Source organism: Eubacterium sp. An3 (genome assembly GCF_002159465.1).
Taxonomy (GTDB): Bacteria; Bacillota; Clostridia; order Lachnospirales; family Lachnospiraceae; genus Anaerobutyricum; species Anaerobutyricum stercoris.
Genome location: NZ_NFIR01000007.1, coordinates 83,433 through 102,230, shown reverse-complemented (window position 1 = coordinate 102,230; position 18,798 = coordinate 83,433). Strand labels below are relative to the sequence as shown.

At 47.5% G+C, this 18,798-nt stretch carries 16 protein-coding genes; 3 read left to right on the top strand and 13 right to left on the bottom strand.

Annotated elements, in window-relative coordinates; translation table 11 throughout:
- Positions 1-48: 48 nt before the first annotated feature.
- From malQ to B5F87_RS08615, 3 genes are all read right to left on the bottom strand, one after another.
- Positions 49-1,545, bottom strand: coding sequence for a 4-alpha-glucanotransferase (gene malQ / locus B5F87_RS08625; protein ID WP_087279786.1), 1,497 nt, complete (start codon positions 1,543-1,545; stop codon positions 49-51).
- Positions 1,546-1,561: 16 nt separating this feature from the next.
- Positions 1,562-2,509, bottom strand: coding sequence for an endonuclease/exonuclease/phosphatase family protein (locus B5F87_RS08620; protein WP_242964342.1), 948 nt, complete (start codon positions 2,507-2,509; stop codon positions 1,562-1,564).
- A gap of 85 nt (positions 2,510-2,594) precedes the next feature.
- Positions 2,595-4,826, bottom strand: a complete 2,232-nt coding sequence (locus B5F87_RS08615) for a PTS transporter subunit IIBC (protein WP_087279782.1) — start codon at positions 4,824-4,826, stop codon at positions 2,595-2,597.
- A gap of 294 nt (positions 4,827-5,120) precedes the next feature.
- Between B5F87_RS08615 and B5F87_RS08610 the strand changes: the two genes are divergently transcribed.
- From B5F87_RS08610 to B5F87_RS08600, 3 genes are all read left to right on the top strand, one after another.
- Positions 5,121-6,146 carry a LacI family DNA-binding transcriptional regulator gene (locus tag B5F87_RS08610; RefSeq protein ID WP_087279779.1) on the top strand — a complete coding sequence of 342 codons (1,026 nt, stop codon included), beginning with the start codon at positions 5,121-5,123 and terminating at the stop codon, positions 6,144-6,146.
- Positions 6,147-6,157: 11 nt separating this feature from the next.
- Positions 6,158-6,913 (top strand): DUF3800 domain-containing protein, encoded by a 756-nt coding sequence (locus B5F87_RS08605; protein ID WP_087279776.1) that lies wholly within the window; start codon positions 6,158-6,160, stop codon positions 6,911-6,913.
- Between the two features lie 334 nt (positions 6,914-7,247).
- Complete coding sequence (locus B5F87_RS08600) at positions 7,248-8,090, top strand: YitT family protein (protein WP_087279773.1); 843 nt, start codon at positions 7,248-7,250, stop codon at positions 8,088-8,090.
- A gap of 25 nt (positions 8,091-8,115) precedes the next feature.
- Here B5F87_RS08600 and B5F87_RS08595 read toward each other — a convergent pair whose 3' ends face one another.
- The 10 genes from B5F87_RS08595 to B5F87_RS08550 all read right to left on the bottom strand — a co-directional run bounded on the left by B5F87_RS08595 (position 8,116) and on the right by B5F87_RS08550 (position 18,713).
- Positions 8,116-9,675 carry a carboxylesterase family protein gene (locus tag B5F87_RS08595; RefSeq protein ID WP_087279770.1) on the bottom strand — a complete coding sequence of 520 codons (1,560 nt, stop codon included), beginning with the start codon at positions 9,673-9,675 and terminating at the stop codon, positions 8,116-8,118.
- Between the two features lie 199 nt (positions 9,676-9,874).
- Positions 9,875-10,237, bottom strand: coding sequence for a hypothetical protein (locus B5F87_RS08590; RefSeq protein ID WP_087279768.1), 363 nt, complete (start codon positions 10,235-10,237; stop codon positions 9,875-9,877).
- A 187-nt stretch (positions 10,238-10,424) separates the two neighbouring features.
- On the bottom strand, positions 10,425-10,787 hold the full coding sequence (locus B5F87_RS08585) for a hypothetical protein (RefSeq protein ID WP_087279765.1): 363 nt from the start codon (positions 10,785-10,787) through the stop codon (positions 10,425-10,427).
- Between the two features lie 115 nt (positions 10,788-10,902).
- Positions 10,903-12,267, bottom strand: coding sequence for a PFL family protein (locus tag B5F87_RS08580; protein WP_087279762.1), 1,365 nt, complete (start codon positions 12,265-12,267; stop codon positions 10,903-10,905).
- A gap of 99 nt (positions 12,268-12,366) precedes the next feature.
- Positions 12,367-12,639: an ACT domain-containing protein gene (locus B5F87_RS08575; protein ID WP_087279757.1), complete on the bottom strand. Its 273-nt coding sequence runs from the start codon at positions 12,637-12,639 to the stop codon at positions 12,367-12,369.
- 43 nt (positions 12,640-12,682) lie between these two features.
- Positions 12,683-13,474 (bottom strand): MBL fold metallo-hydrolase, encoded by a 792-nt coding sequence (locus B5F87_RS08570; RefSeq protein ID WP_087279866.1) that lies wholly within the window; start codon positions 13,472-13,474, stop codon positions 12,683-12,685.
- A 143-nt stretch (positions 13,475-13,617) separates the two neighbouring features.
- Entirely contained in the window at positions 13,618-14,280 is a 663-nt protein-coding gene (gene coaE, locus B5F87_RS08565) for a dephospho-CoA kinase (RefSeq protein ID WP_087279755.1), read from the bottom strand.
- Positions 14,267-16,936, bottom strand: a complete 2,670-nt coding sequence (gene polA, locus B5F87_RS08560) for a DNA polymerase I (RefSeq protein ID WP_087279752.1) — start codon at positions 16,934-16,936, stop codon at positions 14,267-14,269. The genes coaE and polA overlap by 14 nt, the downstream gene beginning before the upstream one ends.
- An 18-nt stretch (positions 16,937-16,954) precedes the next feature.
- A complete protein-coding gene (locus B5F87_RS08555; RefSeq protein ID WP_087279749.1) occupies positions 16,955-17,293 on the bottom strand; it encodes a zf-HC2 domain-containing protein in 339 nt (112 codons plus the stop codon).
- Between the two features lie 43 nt (positions 17,294-17,336).
- Positions 17,337-18,713 carry an aminopeptidase gene (locus tag B5F87_RS08550; protein ID WP_087279747.1) on the bottom strand — a complete coding sequence of 459 codons (1,377 nt, stop codon included), beginning with the start codon at positions 18,711-18,713 and terminating at the stop codon, positions 17,337-17,339.
- Positions 18,714-18,798 lie beyond the last annotated feature (85 nt).

Sequence of the window (18,798 nt, the reverse complement as noted above, 5' to 3'; positions counted from 1 at the left end):
GACGACAAAACGTCTGTCTGTATCCCTCTATTTTTTATGTTGTTACTGCTATTTCGCCCGTCCGTACCGCTTTGTGATGGCCGCAAACTTCCCGCGGACTTCCTGGGAAAACTCACCCGGCAGCAGCCGCCATTTCCAGTTATTTCCCGTGGTGGACGGAGTATTCATTCTGGTTTCGTTGCCATAACCGAAAATATCCTGCATTGGAATAACGCAGAGCTTTGCAACACTGCGCATTGCTCCACAGATGAGCGGCAGATACATTTTCTCATCAGCGATCTGCTCAGCACAAAAATATTCTCTCACCATCTGCTTTTCTTCCTCCTGCAGTCCATGGCAGAACCAGCCTGTCACCGTCTCATTATCATGGGTTCCGGTGTACACCACACAGTTCTCCTGGTAATTATGCGGCAGATAATCAGAAGCGCTTCCTGTATCTCTGGAATCAAAAGCAAACTCCAGGACTTTCATACCTGGAAATCCGGTATCCTTTACCAGTTTCCGAACAGAATCTGTCACATACCCCAAGTCCTCCGCGATAATTTCCTTGCCCGGCAGCACTTCCTTTGCCTTTAAGAAGAGCTCAAGCCCCGGTCCTTTCTCCCAATGTCCGCCGACTGCGGTGGTTTCTCCATAAGGAATAGAATAATATTCATCGAATCCGCGGAAGTGGTCAATACGTACCACATCATACATGGAATAGCAGAAAGATAACCTTTCCATCCACCAGCTATATCCCGTCTTCTTATGGTATTCCCAGTCATAAAGCGGATTGCCCCAGAGCTGTCCTGTGGCGGAAAATCCGTCCGGCGGACAGCCGGCCACAGCCAGAGGATACCCGTTCTCATCAAACTGGAACAACTCTTTTCCTGCCCAGGCATCGGCGCTGTCCAGAGACACATAGATTGGAATGTCTCCGATGATCTTGATTTCCTGGTCGTTGGCATATTTTTTGAGCGCTTTCCACTGCCGCTGAAATTCAAACTGGAGAAATTCATAAAAACAGATATCTTCCGAGAGCGCCGCCTTTTTCTCTTCCAGCAAATGTACATCACGGAAGCGGAGACCGTCCTCCCACTCTGTCCATGGCTTCTCTCCATTTTCTTTTTTTAACGCCATATAGAGAGCATAATCCGGCAGCCACCGGACATTAGCTTTTACAAATTCCTGAAAATCCGCATCTTTTTCGATATGACTTCTGTGAAATGCTTTCCGCAGCAGAGGTAAGCGGTTCTCATATAATTTCTCATAATCCACAAATCGCAGATTGTCTCCAAAGGAAACCGCCTCACATTCCTCCTTTGTGAGCCAGCCGCGGGCGATAAGAGTATCCAAATCAATAAAATAAGGATTGCCCGCAAAAGTAGAAAAGGACTGATACGGAGAATCTCCGTATCCCGTCGGTCCCAGCGGCAGAATCTGCCAGCAGGACTGCCCCGTTTCTTTTAGCTGATCCACAAATTCATAAGCCTCCGCAGAAAAACAGCCGATGCCGTATTTCGACGGAAGACTGCTCACCGGGAGCAATATTCCACTTTCTCTCATGACAGATTCCTCCTTATTACGAATCATATTCTTCTATTTCAACCGCTACCCCAAAATGATCAGATATTACCGGTTCTTCTCCTCCGGAAAAGACAACCTTCGAAGAGAGTACACGCATCTCCCCGTCGGTCCAGATGTAATCAATTCTCATTCCTCTGGTCTTCTCATTTTCCCAGCCGTCGATGGCGCCCGGCACTGTGATTCCATCGTCTTTTGTCTCCGCAATCTCCCAGGTATCTTTCCACCCGAGATCTTTTACCATAGAATACCCTTCTCCGTGCACATGAGCCGGACTGTTAAAGTCTCCCATGAGCAGAACACAGGGCTTTTTTTCCGGCAGCGCATCGTCGCTGTCGGAAGTCCGGTAATCAATCTTGCAGGAACACAGTCCGGGAGGGAATACAGAATTCTTCGCAGGCTCTGTACAGAAAATATGCTCCTGCAGCCGCTGCATCTGCTCCCGGAAAGGCTCCTCCTCGTCCTGCCACCATCCCAGATGTACATCATAAAACCAATAAATATGTTTCTGAAGTTTCACTGACACCCCAAGTACTTTGCGGGTTTTCCAGTTATCAAAGGAATCCTGCCGGGAAACTGTAAAAAAATCTGTTTCCCGGATCGGACGACGGCTGAAGATTGCAAGTCCCTCATCATATTTTCCATATCCCTGTTTGATCCCGCCCCAGGTCCAGTGATAGGGTTGCCCGGCTTCGGCAAGGACTCCGGCAAGAAGGCTGGCCGCATTATCTTCTTTCAGTGCAATGCCGCTATTACAGGGATGATATCCTGCAGGGATCTCCCCCTGCCAATGCGCCGCTTCAGAGGTTTGCCCGCATTCCTGCAGCGCTGCGATATCCACCTGATTCTTCCGCATGTACTCTGCCAGGAAATGTATGGTTTTATCAAGCTCTTCCCGCCTGAAATCACGGGCATGGCTGTTCATATTTAAAGTTAGTATTATCATTTTTCACACTCCTGCTATGATTGATTTCTTTCAATAAATTACAGCATAACACTCCCGCCGGAATATGGCAATATCAATGGAACGGTTATAAAATATCGTTAATGTCAGATTTCAAAACATCGGCTTTTGGTCCGTAGACAGCCTGGATACCGTTGTCTTTCTTGATCAGACCCATGGCTCCCTCCGCTTTCCATTCCGGAAGTTCCGCTACTTTATCCACATCTTTGACGGTCACACGAAGTCTTGTCATACAGGCATCCACGAGGGTGATATTTTCTCTGCCACCCAGGAGCGCGATAATCCTCTCTGCTTTCTCGCTTCCCTGTCCGGCGGCCGCTTTTCCGCCTTCTTCTTCCTCTTCTTCCATGTAATTTCCAAGACGTCCCGGCGTCGCATATTTAAATTTGCCAATCATAAAGTAAGCGACAAAATAACCAATGATAAAGAACGCTACCACACAGATGATAAAGTGGATGATATCTCCTCCAAGCCCCGCCTTTATGGACATCGGAATTCTTGTGAAGAACTCCAGATTACCAAAGGAATGAAGTCTCAGATCGATAATTCCTGCCATCGCAAAAGCACATCCCTGTAACACTGCATAAATCACATACAACGGCAGCGCCGCAAACATGAACATGAACTCCAAGGGTTCCGTAACACCAGTCAGGAATACAGCGGCAACGGTGGAGAAAAAGATGGATTTATATTGTTTCTTTCTGTCCGGTTCCACTCTTCTGAACATAGCCAGTGCGATACCAAGAAGAAGTCCTGTCGCACCAATCATCTGTCCCACTTTGAAACGAGCAGGAGTTACCGTTGTTAAAAGGTTCTGGTAAGCCGCCATATCACCGGCGTCTTTCAAATTGATCAGATCAGTGACCCATGCGAGCCACAGCGGATCTTGTCCAAATACCTGTGTTCCGGCATTGGCTCCTGTGAGAATAGTATAAGTACCTCCAAATGAAGTATAGTTCATCGGTATAGTCAGCATATGATGAAGGCCGAACGGAAGCAGAAGTCTTTCCAGCGTTCCGTATACAAACGGAGCAAGAATCGGGGAGGTATCGGAAGAATTGGCAATCCAGATACCAAAGTTATTGATTCCTGTCTGTACAACCGGCCAGATAATACTTAAAATAATGGCTGTCACTGCGGAATAGAAAACAACAACCAGCGGCACGAAACGTTTTCCGTTAAAGAAGGAAAGCGCATCCGGCAGCTTACGGAAGTTGTAATATTTATTATAGGCGTTAGCGCCAACAAAACCGGAGATAATACCTACAAACACGCCCATATTTAAAGCCGGTTTTCCTAAAATATCAACAAAGTAATCAGCTACTAAAATTTCCTGTCCAAATAATGTATGAGTCACAGCCGCAGGATCTGCCAGCATATCGCTGGATACACCCAAAACCGCACCGGTGATTACATTGATCAGACAGAAGGCAATAACCGCAGCAAAAGCTCCGCCTGCCCGCTCTTTTGCCCACGAACCACCGATGGCTGCAGCAAAAAGAATATGCAGGTTGTTAATGATTGCCCATCCGATTTCTGCCACCGTAGTACCAATGGTATTTACAACAGAAATATCTCCTCCGACAATAACAATCAGGTTACCAATACTGATCATAAGACCTGCCGCCGGCATAACGGCAATGACGGTCATCAGCACTTTTCCAAGTTTCTGCAGAAAGTCGAAATTAATAGGAAACTTTTTCTTATTTCCATCTTTCTTCGCTCTTTTTTTCGTTTCCTTTGCCACTTCTTTATTTTCTTTTACCACGTTACTGCTGCCGCCCTTCTGGTTACCTTCAGCAGACAGGGCAATTTTTCCTTTTTCAGCCTCCGGCGGCGTCTGCGGCTCTTTTGAACGAATCAATACTTCTTTTGCATTTGTTTCGCCATACTGAAACATGAGTTCATCGTATTCCACCCCGCCGCAGACAATCACTGGCGTGATGGTTTCCACATGATTGTTTTTCAGGTAATCCAGATCTACCTCTGCCACCAGGTCTCCGGCTTTTACTTTATCGCCGACTTTCACTTTTGAAACAAAGCCTTTACCCTTCAGGTTCACTGTCTCCAGACCAAAATGTACAATCATCTGGATACCGTCCTCAGTTTCAAAACCATAGGCATGCAGAGAATCCGTGATCGTTGTGATGGTTCCATCCACCGGACTGTAAATTTTTCCTTCTTCCGGAATAATTGCCACGCCATCCCCCAGGACTTTTTGTGCAAACACTTCATCCGGAACCTGCTCCAGAGGAATGACTTTTCCTTTTACCGGAGCTAAAATCGTCATTTTTTTCATTTTCTTTCCTCCATTTTGTTTACAAAGCTTTTTGTTGCATTATGTTTGCGTTATTTTTGCGCTTTTGTTGCATTAAATATACTCCACAAACCTATATTTTGCAATTACATTTTTCGCAATTTTCACAGATTCTGTGTTTTTCACAAAAAATAATAAGCATTTTTATTCAAAATATCCAACGCCTATTATTTACGCAAATTCTGTGCAAACATTACGCAAACCACTTTATTGACATTTTCTTTTGTTTTTTTTATAATCAATCCTATAAAGATAATCATAATACAGGAGGCATTTATGAACGTTACCATAAAGGAAGTTGCAAAGCTCGCCGGCGTCTCTCCGTCAACCGTGTCCCGTACCTGTTCCGATCATCCTTCTATCAGTGCCCAGACAAAAGAACGAGTCCGCAAAGCCATGCAGCAGCTGGGCTATGAGCCAGGCAATACCGGGCTGTCCATGCAGAACAACAAAACCATAGGTATTGTTCTCCCTGTTTCCGAAGACGATACCTATGAAAATGCATTTTTTCTGGAAACCATGCGCGGCATCAGTCTCTTCTGCAACCAGAAGCAGTATTTCACTACTCTGATTACCGGTTCTTCCAACGAAGAGCTTCTTTCCGCCATCCGAAGTATGGTCAAAGAAAATCACCTGGACGGCATTATTTTACTTTACTCCAACGAACAGGATCCAATTATTGATTATTTATACGAAAATGGTATTCTTTTTGTACAGATCGGCAAAGCTTCCCAGTATCCGGGCGAGACCATCTGCATTGATAACGACAATATCCTTGCGGCAAGGGAAGCCGTCAATCACCTGTATAAATTGGGACACCGGAAGATCGGCTATGTCGGCACAGATTTAAAACGTATTTTTTCTGCCGACCGCAAAGCTGGATATATGCTTGCTCTGGCAGAAAATAATGTTCCTTTTCAGGAAAACTACTATCTGGAGATGCCGCAGGTCCCAAAAAATAAGACTGACAGACTTCTTCGCTTTCTTTCCCGTGAAGACCGCCCCACCGCAGTGCTTGTCAGCGACGATATTCTTGCCATGGTTCTGGAAAAGACGGCGTTCGAGCTTCATCTTCAGATTCCGGAGGATTTATCTATTATTTCCTTCAATAACTCTCTTTTTTCCAAGCTGTCTTCTCCACAGCTGACGTCCATCGACATCAACTCCCGCCAGCTTGGCATTGAAGCAGCCTCACAGATGATCAACCATATCGAAAATCCGGGACTGCTGGCCACCAAAATCATTGTGCCGCATTTTATGATCGAGCGGCAAAGCTGTGCGCCGCCTAAGGCGCCCCGATAAAAGAGGTACTCATGAATATTTATATTGACGAATCCGGCTCCATCGACCGGCACGCCCTGCCCAACCATCACTTTATCATCGCGATGATACATGTACTGGATATTGACAAGCTTTCCAAATCGTTTAAACGATTTGTGTCCGCCAATTATGCCCGCCTTTTGGAGCTGGATCAGGATAAGACCGAACCGCACACCGGAAAAATATTAAAGACCGGAGGAAAAATGTTTCGCAACGGGAAGTTCCGGGAACTGAAAGGCGTACAATTCGACCGTGATATGAAGCTTCGGTTCGTAGATTATTTCACCCGCAGCAGATATTTTGAAATCTACTACATAAGAATTGCCAACCATGAACTGCAGGAACATTTATTTGACAACAGCGCCCGCATTTTTAACTACTCCGTCCGGCTTGCTCTGGAACATTTTATCACCGCCGGACTGTTGCCCGATGAAGATTGTCATCTGCAGCTTGATGAAAGAAATGAAAAAAAGGAAGCGCGGCATTTTCTAGAAAATTATCTGAATACAGAACTGGTCGTCGGAGGCTCCGCCCGCGGGCGGTTCAGCGTCGCCTATTTTGATTCTGCGGAAAACCGTCTGATACAAGTTGCGGATATCTTTGCCAATCTTCTCTATTCTCAGGAACAGACCGGTCAATATGCAAAAGAACTTGGCATGCTCCGCAAAGCCGGAATGCTTCGGTACATTTTTGATTTTCCGCCTGCGGACAGCAAAAAATGCATTGACATTCCCGAGTCGCTGTGTTAATATGATTATAACAACAGTAAGTCCTGTTCCAGCGCCGTTTTCTAGGTAAATGTCATGTGTTGGCATCGCTCCCAGGCAATTGAAGAAAAGAGTACGACCAGTCGTTGACTGGTCTATTTTTTTGCTTCTCAGAAAGCGGCGTTTCTTTTTCCTCTCCCATCAAATTCACCTGTCATTATTTTATTCCTGTATTTTTTTATATAAGATGCCCATTGACGTGTGATAACCACAGGATGTACAATGAGCATGCATAAAATAATTTACTTTTTTTACAAAATTTTTTGCATGATACAGCAGATATAGCTAATATTTTTATTTTTTTAAGGAGAACACCATGAAGCTGAAGATGAAATATTTTACGCTGCTGACACTGAGCACTCTTCTCATGGCTGTCGGTATATACTTCTTTAAGTTCAGCAACAACTTTACTTTTGGCGGTATTACCGGTCTGGCTGTCTTAGTCGCAAAGACAGGTCTGATTTCTGCCAGTGATTTCTCTTTTTTGGCAAACATTTTTTTATTGCTGCTGGGACTGGTCGTACTCGGAAAAGAATTCGCCGCCAAAACAGCATACTGTACCATACTGCTGTCCGTCGCTCTGTCGGCTCTGGAACGAATTTACCCTATGACGGCTCCGTTGACCGACGAACCGATGCTGGAGCTTATGTTCGCTATCGCTCTCCCGTCTCTGGGATCCGCCGTCCTGTTTAATCTGGGCGCATCAAGCGGCGGAACGGATGTCATTGCCATGATTGTTAAAAAGAACACCAGCTTTGATATAGGAAGCGCCCTGATGGCCTCGGACTTCTTTATCACTCTTGCCGGCTGTTTTGTTTTCGACATCAAAACAGGTCTTTATTCCTTCGTGGGACTGGCAGTACGCTCTTTCATGATCGATGGATTTATCGAGAGCCTGAACCTGTCCAAATATTTTAATATCGTCTGCTCTGATCCGGAACCTATTTGTGACTATATTGAACACAGCCTCCACAGGGGCGCAACAATCGTTAATGCAAAGGGCGCCTTCACCGGTAAAAGCAATTACATCATCATGACCGCTTTAAACCGGGTGGAAGCTGTGAAACTTCGTAATTACATAAAAAGGAATTCCCCAGATGCTTTTCTGCTCATCTCCAACACCAGCGAAATCATCGGAAAAGGATTCCACTCTGTATGACGAACCAACAGACAAGACACAGACATTAATGCTGGACGTTATCCGCCTTTAACCGGGAAGCCCCGTCAAAATATTGTTCATGAAGCGCAATCAATTTATGATCGTAGTTTACACGAACCTCGCACTTTCTGTCGAATATCATAACATTTTCTTCATCGGCTGTACACGCAGGCCATACCGGACAGATTGCCTCTGGTGAATCTTCACCGGCTTTCAGTTCCGGTTCTCCGGTGCGGGCGAACTGAGCCCACGCAGAACTCATCTGCTGTTCCAGTATTTTTGCTTCTTTTGAATCGTTGCACACCGGAACTTTCTCGATATTATGGAATACAAACGGAATCTCCGAACAATGCCATGCCGGCTTGCCGCCGTCAAGAGCAAAATTATATGTGAACATATACGAATAAGTTTTGCTTTCCACAGATTTGCCTCTCTCCTTGATGATCGCAATCTCCGGTGAACGGATAAAATTGTCAAGCGACAGCAAGTCCAGGATATGTTTGTCCGGATATGTTTCCCTGAATAAGGCTTCCAGTTTTGAGGCTCCCTCTCCAAGCTGCTCTTTTAGCATCTGCTGAATCTTTTCCTCTGGATATTCCCATTTACCGTTAATACCATGATCAAAATCGAACTCGCCAAACACACTGCCTACCATAAGCGGGATCTGTTTGGCCCTCTCGCAGAAACCGTGCTCAAGAGGATTGCCCAGATAATATTCATTTTTCACCGGACAGCGGGCAGTTTCATAACCTTCCTCTGCCAGTTCTTTCTCAATCTTTGTATATTCTTCCACCAGCTGCCGATAAGGCATATTCTCCAGCGTACCTTTATCTGCCAGTCCTTTTTCACGCATCTTCTCCACAAACACATGATTGACCGTCTTATCCTGATCAAACATATCAGCTACCACACCGCTTTGTACAATGCCCCTATGGAACAGAGTATTTGCTTCCGGCGTCTGCATCAATGTGAGAACCTTCATGCCGCCGCCGGACTGCCCGAACAAAGTGACATTATCCGGGCTGCCGCCAAAGGCTGCGATATTATCCTGAATCCAGCGAAGCGCCGCCACAATGTCTGCATTGCCAAGATTGCCCGTGTTCCAGTAGCTTTCGTCAACTTCTGACAAATCCCAGTAACCAAGAATATTCAACCGGTGATTAAGAGAAACCACCACTATATCCTCATGAACGGAAAGGTTTCTTCCCTCATAAGCCAGCTGCTCAATAGAAGAACCATCGTCAAAAGCTCCCCCGTGAAGCCATACCATAACTGGTTTCGCCGCAGTTTTGTCCATACTCGTCGTCCAGATATTCAAATATTGGCAGTCTTCCCGCGACGGCCAGTACTGATGCGGAACCATGATCTCATTATTAGCCACCGGCTTTTTCATAATCTCTGCCACATATCCGTAGGACAGCGCGTCCTTTATTCCTTCCCAGGATTCCGGTTCTTCGGGCATTTGAAAACGCCGGGCATCAGCGTATTTAATCCCCTGAAAGGTGAAGCAGCCATCCAGATAAAATCCCCTCACCTTTCCATATTTTGTTTCAGCCACCGGATAATCATCTCTACATACAAACATTTCCTGTCTCCCTCCATTTTTCTATGCCTTTCCCACTGTTCCTTTGCGCGCAGCTGTTAACAGCCGCACAACAGCTGTTTTTATTATACGAAGTTGTTTTTTTTATGTCAATTTCTTTTATTGTGAGACAACTAAAAGAAACATCAGAAAATACATGCCCACAAAAAAGAATCCTGCACTGCAGGATTCCGTCAAAAATCTATTCTGTCAACTTTTTTTCTGTTTCACTCCGTTTTGCCTCCCGCAGCTCTCTCCTCCGTTCCTGCAGCATGGCATCCAGTTCTTCAAGCACTTCTTTGGACGGTTCTTCCATATATCCGGGATAGACTTCATATCCAAAACCGAACCAGTTGCCGATACCAGAAAACAAGGCGCCTGCAATCAGGAATAAAACAGTCAGCACCTGCGCCACTCTCCTCCCGCCATGCAGGAATGCCGTCACATGAGGGGCGAACAAAAACATCAGGACAAATAAAAAATATGACAAAAAAGACAGGGCAATATAAAAATCCGGGTTTTTCCATCTTCCCGTTTTTTTTCGTTCTTTGAAAAAAGAGTACATTAGCATACCTCCTGGAGTCTGAAAATTATCTTTGGCTAAATATCTGGTTATATAAAAAGACAGCGTAAAATAACAAAAAGAATCAGTTGCCGGCAAAATAATTCATATCTTTTATTAGTATTTTATATCTTTTTGCTGTTTATGGCAATAGCTTCTTTAAAAAGATTGCCATTTTATATAAAAATTTTCATTTTTTCCATATGCTCTTTATGGAAAAAAACGCCTTGGCAGCATTATCTTTCCAATCTGACAAACTGGCATTTTCCTCCATTGCCTGATACACTTTCGTTCTCTCTTCATAAGTGAACACACTCTTATCAGCATATACAAAAAATGCAAACAGCACTGCACAGAGCGCCAGGCGGATTCGAAAAAAAACTGCATACGGAAGATACTCCTCTTCCGTCTTATCCAGATATTTTTGTTCCTGCCAGGACAAAGCTCTCCTTCTTCTGTCGTATTGATTTATTTTTCCGGATTGTCCCGTTCTGACAGATTTGTTCCGGACTGCGGCATTATTTCTCCGGATATTGTACTCTTTTTGAGTCATAGCATCTTCCCTTTTTTCATCGTCAATTACTACATCCTATGAAAAAAGGCAAAAAAATATGTGCCAGACAATATCGCTCTGGCACATATATCTTATGCAAAAAGTTTCCTGCAGATCAGTTTTTGAAACTGTGGATAGGCGCCGGGATTCTTCCTCCGCGGTTGATAAACGCCTCACAGCCGAACGGATTCACCGGCATGATCGGCGCGTATCCGAGAAGTCCGCCGAATTCCACCGTGTCGCCGACTTTTTTGCCGATGACCGGGATGATGCGGACGGCCGTTGTCTTCTGGTTTACCATACCGAGGGCCATCTCATCGGCGATGATACCGGAGATGGTTGCCGCGCTGGTGTCACCCGGAATGGCAATCATGTCAAGCCCCACGGAGCAGACACAGGTCATGGCTTCCAGCTTCTCCAGAGTGAGAGCGCCGGCTTCCACCGCATCGATCATCCGCTGATCTTCGCTGACCGGAATGAACGCACCGCTCAAGCCTCCCACATAGGAAGAAGCCATAACGCCGCCTTTCTTCACCTGATCATTGAGCAATGCCAGCGCTGCCGTAGTTCCCGGTGCTCCGGCATATTCCAGGCCGATCTCTTCCAATATCTCTCCCACGCTGTCGCCGATGGCCGGTGTCGGAGCCAGAGAAAGGTCGATAATTCCAAAAGGCACATCCAGACGGCGTGACGCCTCCTTGGCCACCAGCTGTCCCACACGTGTCACTTTGAAAGCTGTCTTCTTGATGGTCTCGCAGAGAACCTCAAAGTTCTCGCCGCGCACCTGCTCGATGGCTCTCTTTACCACGCCAGGGCCGCTGACACCTACGTTGATGATGCAGTCCGCCTCGGTCACGCCGTGGAAAGCGCCCGCCATGAACGGATTGTCATCCGGTGCATTGGTAAATACCACAAACTTGGCGTTGCCGATGCCATCCTGGTCCCTGGTGCGCTCTGCTGTCTCAAGAATGATCTCGCCCAGACGCTTTACCGCATCCATGTTGATGCCGGTCTTGGTGGATCCCACATTGACGGAACTGCACACCCGCTCTGTCACAGCCAGTGCCTCCGGGATGGAGGACAACAGAAATTCATCCGCTCTGGTCATTCCCTTATTGACAAGGGCGGAATATCCGCCGATAAAGTTCACGCCCACCTCGCGGGCACAGCGGTCAAGCTCCTTCGCGATGCGCACGAAATCTGCCGGTTCCTTGCAGCAGCGTCCGCCCACCAGAGCAATCGGGGTCACGGAGATACGTTTATTGACAACCGGGATTCCGTACTCCCGCTCGATCTCGTTTCCCACCTGCACAAGATTTATGGCTTTGGATGTAATCTTTTTATGTATATTCTCACATACTTCTTCCACATTATCTCCCACACAGTCAAGGAGACTGATTCCCATGGTAATCGTACGAACATCCAGATTCATCTCATGAATCATCTTATTGGTTTCGATAACCTCATTAATATTCAGCATAATATCCTCCTGTATTTACGACAGCCGTATCTGTCCGGCCGCCGGCAGCCGCCGGTTTCCGGCAATCTGCTGCTCCTTTCTTTTATCCGGACAGCTGTTTCAGATCCGATGCATCATTTCAAAAATTTCCGCATGCTGTGCCTGAATCTTTACGCCGATTTCTTCTCCGATCTGCTCCAGTTCCATCGCCATATCCGGAAATGTTTTATGCACCTCGTCGGATTCCACAATCATCATCATATTAAAATAACCACCGGTGATCGTCTGGTTGATATCGAGAATATTGATTTTATTATTAGCCAGATACGTACATACCTTTGCGATAATTCCCACAGAATCCTTGCCAATTACAGTGATAATCGTTTTTTTCATTGTCTTTCCTCCATATATTTTAAAGCGGCTCTCCGCCGCTTTTTTACAGTACAAAGGTAGGTGCATATCTGTCCGCTACCCGCATTGTAAAATTCTCTTTTTCCATGTCAATATTATGGGCCAGCAGCTCAACCTTTACAGTCTCATAAGCAAGCTCTCCATAATTATTTTCTTTACTCAAATGTCCCAGGAATACATTCCGGCAGTTTTTACCGATAACCCTTGACAGAAACTGCCCGGCACGCTCATTGGACAGATGTCCGGTATTGCCCATGATCCGCCGCTTAAGAGGATAAGGATACGGTCCCACCATGAGCATATTCAGGTCATGGTTTGCCTCCACCAGCAGCGACTCGCATCCCTGCATCTTCTCCACCAGATAATCATCATAGGTGCCAAAATCCGTGGCGATTCCCACCTTGGAATTCTCATCCTGAAAGGTGTAGCAGACCGGGTCCGCCGCGTCATGCAGGATGCTCGACGCCTCCACCTTCACGCCGTCGATCGTAAAAGGCTGATCCGGTGTTACGGAGGTAAACAGATCCGGATTCATACTGCCCAGAGACTTGGTTTGCAGGATCCGGTCGATGGTCTTTGCCGTGGCATACACCGGCACCGGATATTTCCTCAGAAATACGCCGAGACCGCTGATGTGATCCACATGCTCGTGGGTTACAAAAATCCCGTCAATATTTTCCGGTTTTATCTCCATCTCCGCCAGTCCTTCCACAATCCTCTTCCGGCTGATGCCTGCATCCACCAGAAAATGAGAAGACTGATTCCCTATGTAAATACAATTGCCGCTGCTTCCGCTGGCAATACTTGCTAATTCCATATATATTTCATCCTTCTTTGCTCCGCCGCAAAAAGGGCGGTCCTTTTTCATCCATCCGACTTGTCCGTACGGACGCTTCGGAAGGTCACAGCTGCTCTCTTCCGCCTCTGCCGTAAACCAGTACAGACGCTCAGAGATGTTCATTATACATCAAAACTTACCGCACGTAAACCTTCCTCACGAAAAATCTTTACAAGCTGCTCCCGCAGGCTTTCCACATCGCCGTTGTTGTCTATGATCCGGCTGCAGTGGCTGCGAAACGCCTCTTCTCCAAGCTGCTGCGCCATGATGGAGCGGCTTTTCTCTTCAGTATATCCCCGGCCTTCCATGAGCCGCCTGATTCTTATCTCTTCACTGACATACACATACCAGAGTTCATCGAGAATCTCCTCGTACCCGCTCTCAATGAGAAGCGCCGCCTCCAGCGCGATGACCGATACATTTCCTTCCTCCCGAAAACGGGCGATGCGGGACAGTATCTCCTGTTTCACATTGGGATGGGTGATAGCATTGAGTCTCTGCAGCTGTTCCGGATGCCCAAACACGATCCGGGACAGGGCGGGACGGTCAATACGTCCCTCCCCGTCGAGAATCTCCGTGCCAAACTCCGCGACTATCTGTCGGTAGCTGACTGCTCCCGGTTCCATGAGGTCATGGGCCACCAGATCCGCCAGAATCACCCCGGCGCCAAACTCTTTTTCCAGAAGTTCCATGACGACGCTTTTGCCGGAGCCCACGCCGCCGGTGACGCCGATGACAGGAATCCGGCGCTTTGTATCTGCTTCTTTGCTGTTATTTTGCCTCATACCACGTCTTACCCTTCTCTATATCTACAACCAGCGGTACGCTTAAGTCCGCGGCTCCCATCATCTCTTCCTTCAGTATCCTGTACACTTCCTCCGTCTCCTCTTCCTTCGTCTCGATGAGAAGCTCATCGTGAATCTGCAGAATCAGGCGGGAAGACAGCTGCTCTCCCCTGAGACGGCGGCTCACCCGGATCATGGCAATCTTGATAATATCCGCCGCCGTTCCCTGAATGGAAGAATTCATGGCCGCCCGCTCGCCGAAGCTTCTCTGCATGAAGTTGCTGGAAGAAAGCTCCGGTATCGGACGAATCCGTCCGTACAGCGTCTTCACATAACCGTGTTCTTTGGCAAAGGCCACGTTGCCGTCCAGATAGGTCTTGATACCCGGATAGGTGGCGAAATACCGCTCAATATATTCGTTGGCCTCTTTTCTTGTGATATTCAGATCCTGACTGAGCCCAAAAGCGCTGATGCCGTAAACAATCCCGAAGTTGACCGCCTTGGCGCTTCTTCTAAGAAGCGGAGTCACCTCATCCACCGACACCCCGAATACCTGAGAGGCCGTCGCCGTATGAATATCCGCATTATGGCGGTAAGCGTCAATAAGATTCTGGTCATTGGCCATATGAGCAAGCACCCGCAGCTCAATCTGCGAGTAGTCCGCGCTGACAAACACATATCCCGGCTCCGGCACAAAGACCTTGCGGATGGCCCGGCCAAGAGGCATCCGGATCGGGATGTTCTGCAGGTTCGGATCAGAGCTTGACAGACGTCCCGTGGCAGTCACCTTCTGATGGAAAATGCTGTGAATTTTTCCGTCTTCTTCGATAAAGGCCGCCAGCCCGTCGGCGTAGGTAGATTTCAGTTTTGTAAGCTGCCGGTACTCCAGAATATCCGACACGATCGGATAATCCGGCGCCAGCTTCTCAAGAATATCTGCGCTGGTGGAATAGCCGGTCTTCGTCTTTTTGGCAAAAGGCATCTTCAGATCTTCGAACAAGATGACGCCCAGCTGTTTTGGAGAATTAATATTAAAGTCTTTCCCTGCCTGCGCATGGATAGACGACTCCAGCTCCGCAATCCGTCCGGTGAGCTGCTCGCCGTACTCTCTGAGTGCTTCTTTCTCCACAGAGATACCGTATTTTTCCATATCGTAAAGGGTCACCGTGGTCGGGCGCTCGATGGTTAGATAGAGTTCTTCCATGCCGTGCTCCGCCAGCTTTTCTTTCAGAACCGGGCAGGCCTTCCACGGAACATAAGAAAGAAGTCCTGCAAGATAAACAGTCTTTTCATTCTCCGGAGAGAAACATTCTTCCAATGTCTGCTTGCCGCAGACCTCTTTCCTGGCCGGAACAACCAGATCCAGGTAATCTCTCGCAATATCCTCATAATCATAATCGGACTGCAGTGGATTCAGGAGATACGCAAGAACCCCGGCGTCCTCGATCTGTTTCTCATATATCCGGAACCGCTCCTCAAAATGCAGCAACGCCTTATAGTCAAGCACGGCAAATGTGAAGCCTTTTTCCAGCAGATCAAGAAGGGACTCCTTTAGCTGATCCTCGGTCAGCATCCCGCCGGTCAGAAGGAGCACCGTCTCCTCCCGGTAGCTCAGTGAAACGCCCCGGCAATCGCCCGACCGGCCGATGACGCCAAGACCTGCCGTGCGGTCTTCCTCATCAGCATCTGTCCTTTCTGCCGCCGCTCTCATGGCGGCAAACAGCTGATCCGCCTCCGCCAGATCGCTGGTCACACGGATATTCAGTTCATTTTTTTCCTTCTGGTCTTCTTCAAAATATTTAAAGAGACTCTTTAACTCCAGTTTTTTAAACAGATGATAAGCGTCTTTCGTAAAGATATCTCCGGTCACCGCATCCCTGAACTGATATTCCAGCTCGCAGTCAGTTTTTATGGTGGCAAGATCTTTACTCATGAGCGCCTGCTCATAGTATTCTCCCAGATTATTCTTCGCCTTTGCAGGCTTGATCTCATTCAGATGTTCATGAGCATTTTCGATGGAATGATAGCTCTGAATCAGCTTTGCCGCCGTCTTCTCACCAATACCCGGCACACCTGGAATATTATCGGAGGAGTCTCCCATCAGACCCTTCATATCAATAAATTCCGTCGGCGTCACGCCGTACAGCTTCTCCACATCGACGGCATAATAATCCTCCGTCACGGTGCCGCCGGCTTTGGTCTTTGGAATCTTTATCTTTGTATGGTCCGTTGCCAGCTGCAGGAGGTCGCGGTCGCCGGATACGATGACTACCTCAAAATCTTCCTTTTCTGCTTCCCGGCCGATGGTACCCAGAATGTCATCCGCCTCGATGCCTGCCTGAGTGACCACCGGGATACCCATGGAAGCGAGAACTTCTTTCATCAAAGGTACCTGCTCCCTCAGTTCTTCCGGCATCGGTTTTCTCGTTCCCTTATATTCTTTATATTTCAGATGCCGGAAGGTAGGCTCCTTTCTGTCAAAAGCCGCCAGAAGATGAGTCGGTTTTTCCTCCTCCATATAACGGAGCATGATATTTAAAAATCCGAGCACTGCATTGGTATGCTTTCCTTCTGCATTGGTCAGTGCCGGCAGCCCGTAAAAGGCGCGGTTCAACAGGCTGTGCCCGTCCAGAAGCATGATTTTATTATCCGCCATGATGCTGTGTCCTTTCTTCTATATAATAAACGCAAGAATTCTGCCCAGAAGCCATAAAGCCAGAGAAACGATAAATGCGATGACTATGACCCGGAAAGAATGAGAGCGTTCCTCCTCCCTGACTGCCTCGTCATATCGTTTATCAATATCTTCTTTTAATTTTTTCCGGAAATCCACGGACAAAATCTCTCCATCATCCAGCTGCTGCATACCGATCATCACGATATAATTGATCTCCAGCTCATCCTGACAATCCGGACAGGTACGGATATGTTCGATAAACTCTTTTGTCTCTTCGTGATCCAGATTATGATTGATATAATTTAATATCTTTGACTGTGCTTCCTGACAATTCATCCTATTCCCCTCACGCCATCACTTTTTTACAACCCTTTTCTTCTCACGCCTCTTTTAAGAAAGCGGCGTAACCTTTCTTCGCCTCGTACAGATCCGCCTTGCTGATGATCTCGCAAGGAGCGTGCATGCTCAGCACCGCCACGCCGCTGTCAACCACTTCCATGCCGTAGAGAGCAGCGATATAGGCGATGGTGCCGCCCCCGCCAAAATCAACCTTACCAAGCTCGGCGGTCTGGAAAGCAACTTTGTTGTCGTCAAAGATCCGGCGAAGCTGCGCCAGATACTCGGCATTGGCGTCGTTGGAACCGGATTTGCCCCTGGCTCCGGTATATTTATTTAATACAAGACCTTTGCCAAAAAAGGCACAGTTCTTTTTCTCAAAGGCTTCACTGTAAGCCGGGTCGTAAGCCGCGCTCACATCGGAGGACAGCATCTTTGACCGCGCCAGCGTGCGCCGCACAGCCAGGTTGGAATCCATGCCCATGAGCGCCAGGAGCTCTGCCACAGTATTTTCAAAAAACATGGACTGCATGCCGGTGGCGCCCACGCTGCCAATCTCCTCTTTATCTACCAGGATACAGCAGGAAGTCTTCTCCGGCGCTTCAGTCTCAATCATCGCCTGAAAAGACGGAAACGCACATACCCGGTCGTCGTGGCCGTAACCGGCGATCATGCTCCTGTCAAGACCGCAGTCTCTGGCCGGTCCCGCCGGAACCACCTCGATCTCTGCGGAAAGGAAGTCATCCTCTTCCATATCATATTTTTCTTTTAACAGGCGAAGAATATTGGCCTTGACCGCATCTTTTTCTTCACCCTCCAGCGGACGGCTTCCCACCAGAATATCAAGATTCTCGCCGGTCACCACCTCGCTGCCTTTCTTTGCCAGCTGTTTTGACGCCAGATGTACCAGCAGATCCGTCACATACACGATAGGATCCTCCGGACTTTCTCCGATATTGACTTCCACCACGGAACCGTCTTTCTTGGCAATGACGCCGTGGAGTGCCAGCGGAATGGTCACCCACTGATATTTCTTGATACCGCCGTAATAATGGGTATCCAGAAAAGCCAGCTCCGTATCCTCATATAACGGCACCTGTTTTAAGTCAAGTCTCGGCGAATCAATGTGGGCGCAGAGGATGTTCATGCCGTCTGTCACCGGTTTTCTGCCGATCTGAAAAAGAGCGATGGTTTTCCCCATGCCCACGGCGTACACCTTATCTCCTTCTTTTAAGGATACTCCCTCACTGATCAGAGTATCAAGAGAACGGTATCCCGCTTTCTCTGCCTCCTTCGTAAAGTAAGCGGTACATTCCCGTTCCGTCTTGCACCGGCTTAAAAACGCCTTATATTCATCGGACAGTTTCTCAAGTTCCTCTACATCTTTTTCATCATATGTTAACCAGACATTATCTTTCATCTGTATTTCCTCCTATCCAGAATTATACTCAAAAAAGCTGCCGCCAGCTTTTTCCATTCCCCATCATACCACAAGCGGGTAATTC

Bases quoted from the DNA above. Each gene is read 5' to 3' on its own strand.
- B5F87_RS08555 (WP_087279749.1), bottom strand. From the start codon at position 17,293: ATGAATTGTCAGGAAGCACAGTCAAAGATATTAAATTATATCAATCAT.
- B5F87_RS08605 (WP_087279776.1), top strand. From the start codon at position 6,158: ATGAATATTTATATTGACGAATCCGGCTCCATCGACCGGCACGCCCTG.
- B5F87_RS08590 (WP_087279768.1), bottom strand. From the start codon at position 10,237: ATGTACTCTTTTTTCAAAGAACGAAAAAAAACGGGAAGATGGAAAAAC.
- B5F87_RS08600 (WP_087279773.1), top strand. From the start codon at position 7,248: ATGAAGCTGAAGATGAAATATTTTACGCTGCTGACACTGAGCACTCTT.
- B5F87_RS08620 (WP_242964342.1), bottom strand. From the start codon at position 2,509: ATGATAATACTAACTTTAAATATGAACAGCCATGCCCGTGATTTCAGG.
- coaE (WP_087279755.1), bottom strand. From the start codon at position 14,280: ATGAGGCAAAATAACAGCAAAGAAGCAGATACAAAGCGCCGGATTCCT.
- B5F87_RS08595 (WP_087279770.1), bottom strand. From the start codon at position 9,675: ATGTTTGTATGTAGAGATGATTATCCGGTGGCTGAAACAAAATATGGA.
- B5F87_RS08575 (WP_087279757.1), bottom strand. From the start codon at position 12,639: ATGAAAAAAACGATTATCACTGTAATTGGCAAGGATTCTGTGGGAATT.
- B5F87_RS08585 (WP_087279765.1), bottom strand. From the start codon at position 10,787: ATGACTCAAAAAGAGTACAATATCCGGAGAAATAATGCCGCAGTCCGG.
- B5F87_RS08615 (WP_087279782.1), bottom strand. From the start codon at position 4,826: ATGAAAAAAATGACGATTTTAGCTCCGGTAAAAGGAAAAGTCATTCCT.
- B5F87_RS08580 (WP_087279762.1), bottom strand. From the start codon at position 12,267: ATGCTGAATATTAATGAGGTTATCGAAACCAATAAGATGATTCATGAG.
- B5F87_RS08610 (WP_087279779.1), top strand. From the start codon at position 5,121: ATGAACGTTACCATAAAGGAAGTTGCAAAGCTCGCCGGCGTCTCTCCG.
- B5F87_RS08550 (WP_087279747.1), bottom strand. From the start codon at position 18,713: ATGAAAGATAATGTCTGGTTAACATATGATGAAAAAGATGTAGAGGAA.
- malQ (WP_087279786.1), bottom strand. From the start codon at position 1,545: ATGAGAGAAAGTGGAATATTGCTCCCGGTGAGCAGTCTTCCGTCGAAA.
- B5F87_RS08570 (WP_087279866.1), bottom strand. From the start codon at position 13,474: ATGGAATTAGCAAGTATTGCCAGCGGAAGCAGCGGCAATTGTATTTAC.
- polA (WP_087279752.1), bottom strand. From the start codon at position 16,936: ATGGCGGATAATAAAATCATGCTTCTGGACGGGCACAGCCTGTTGAAC.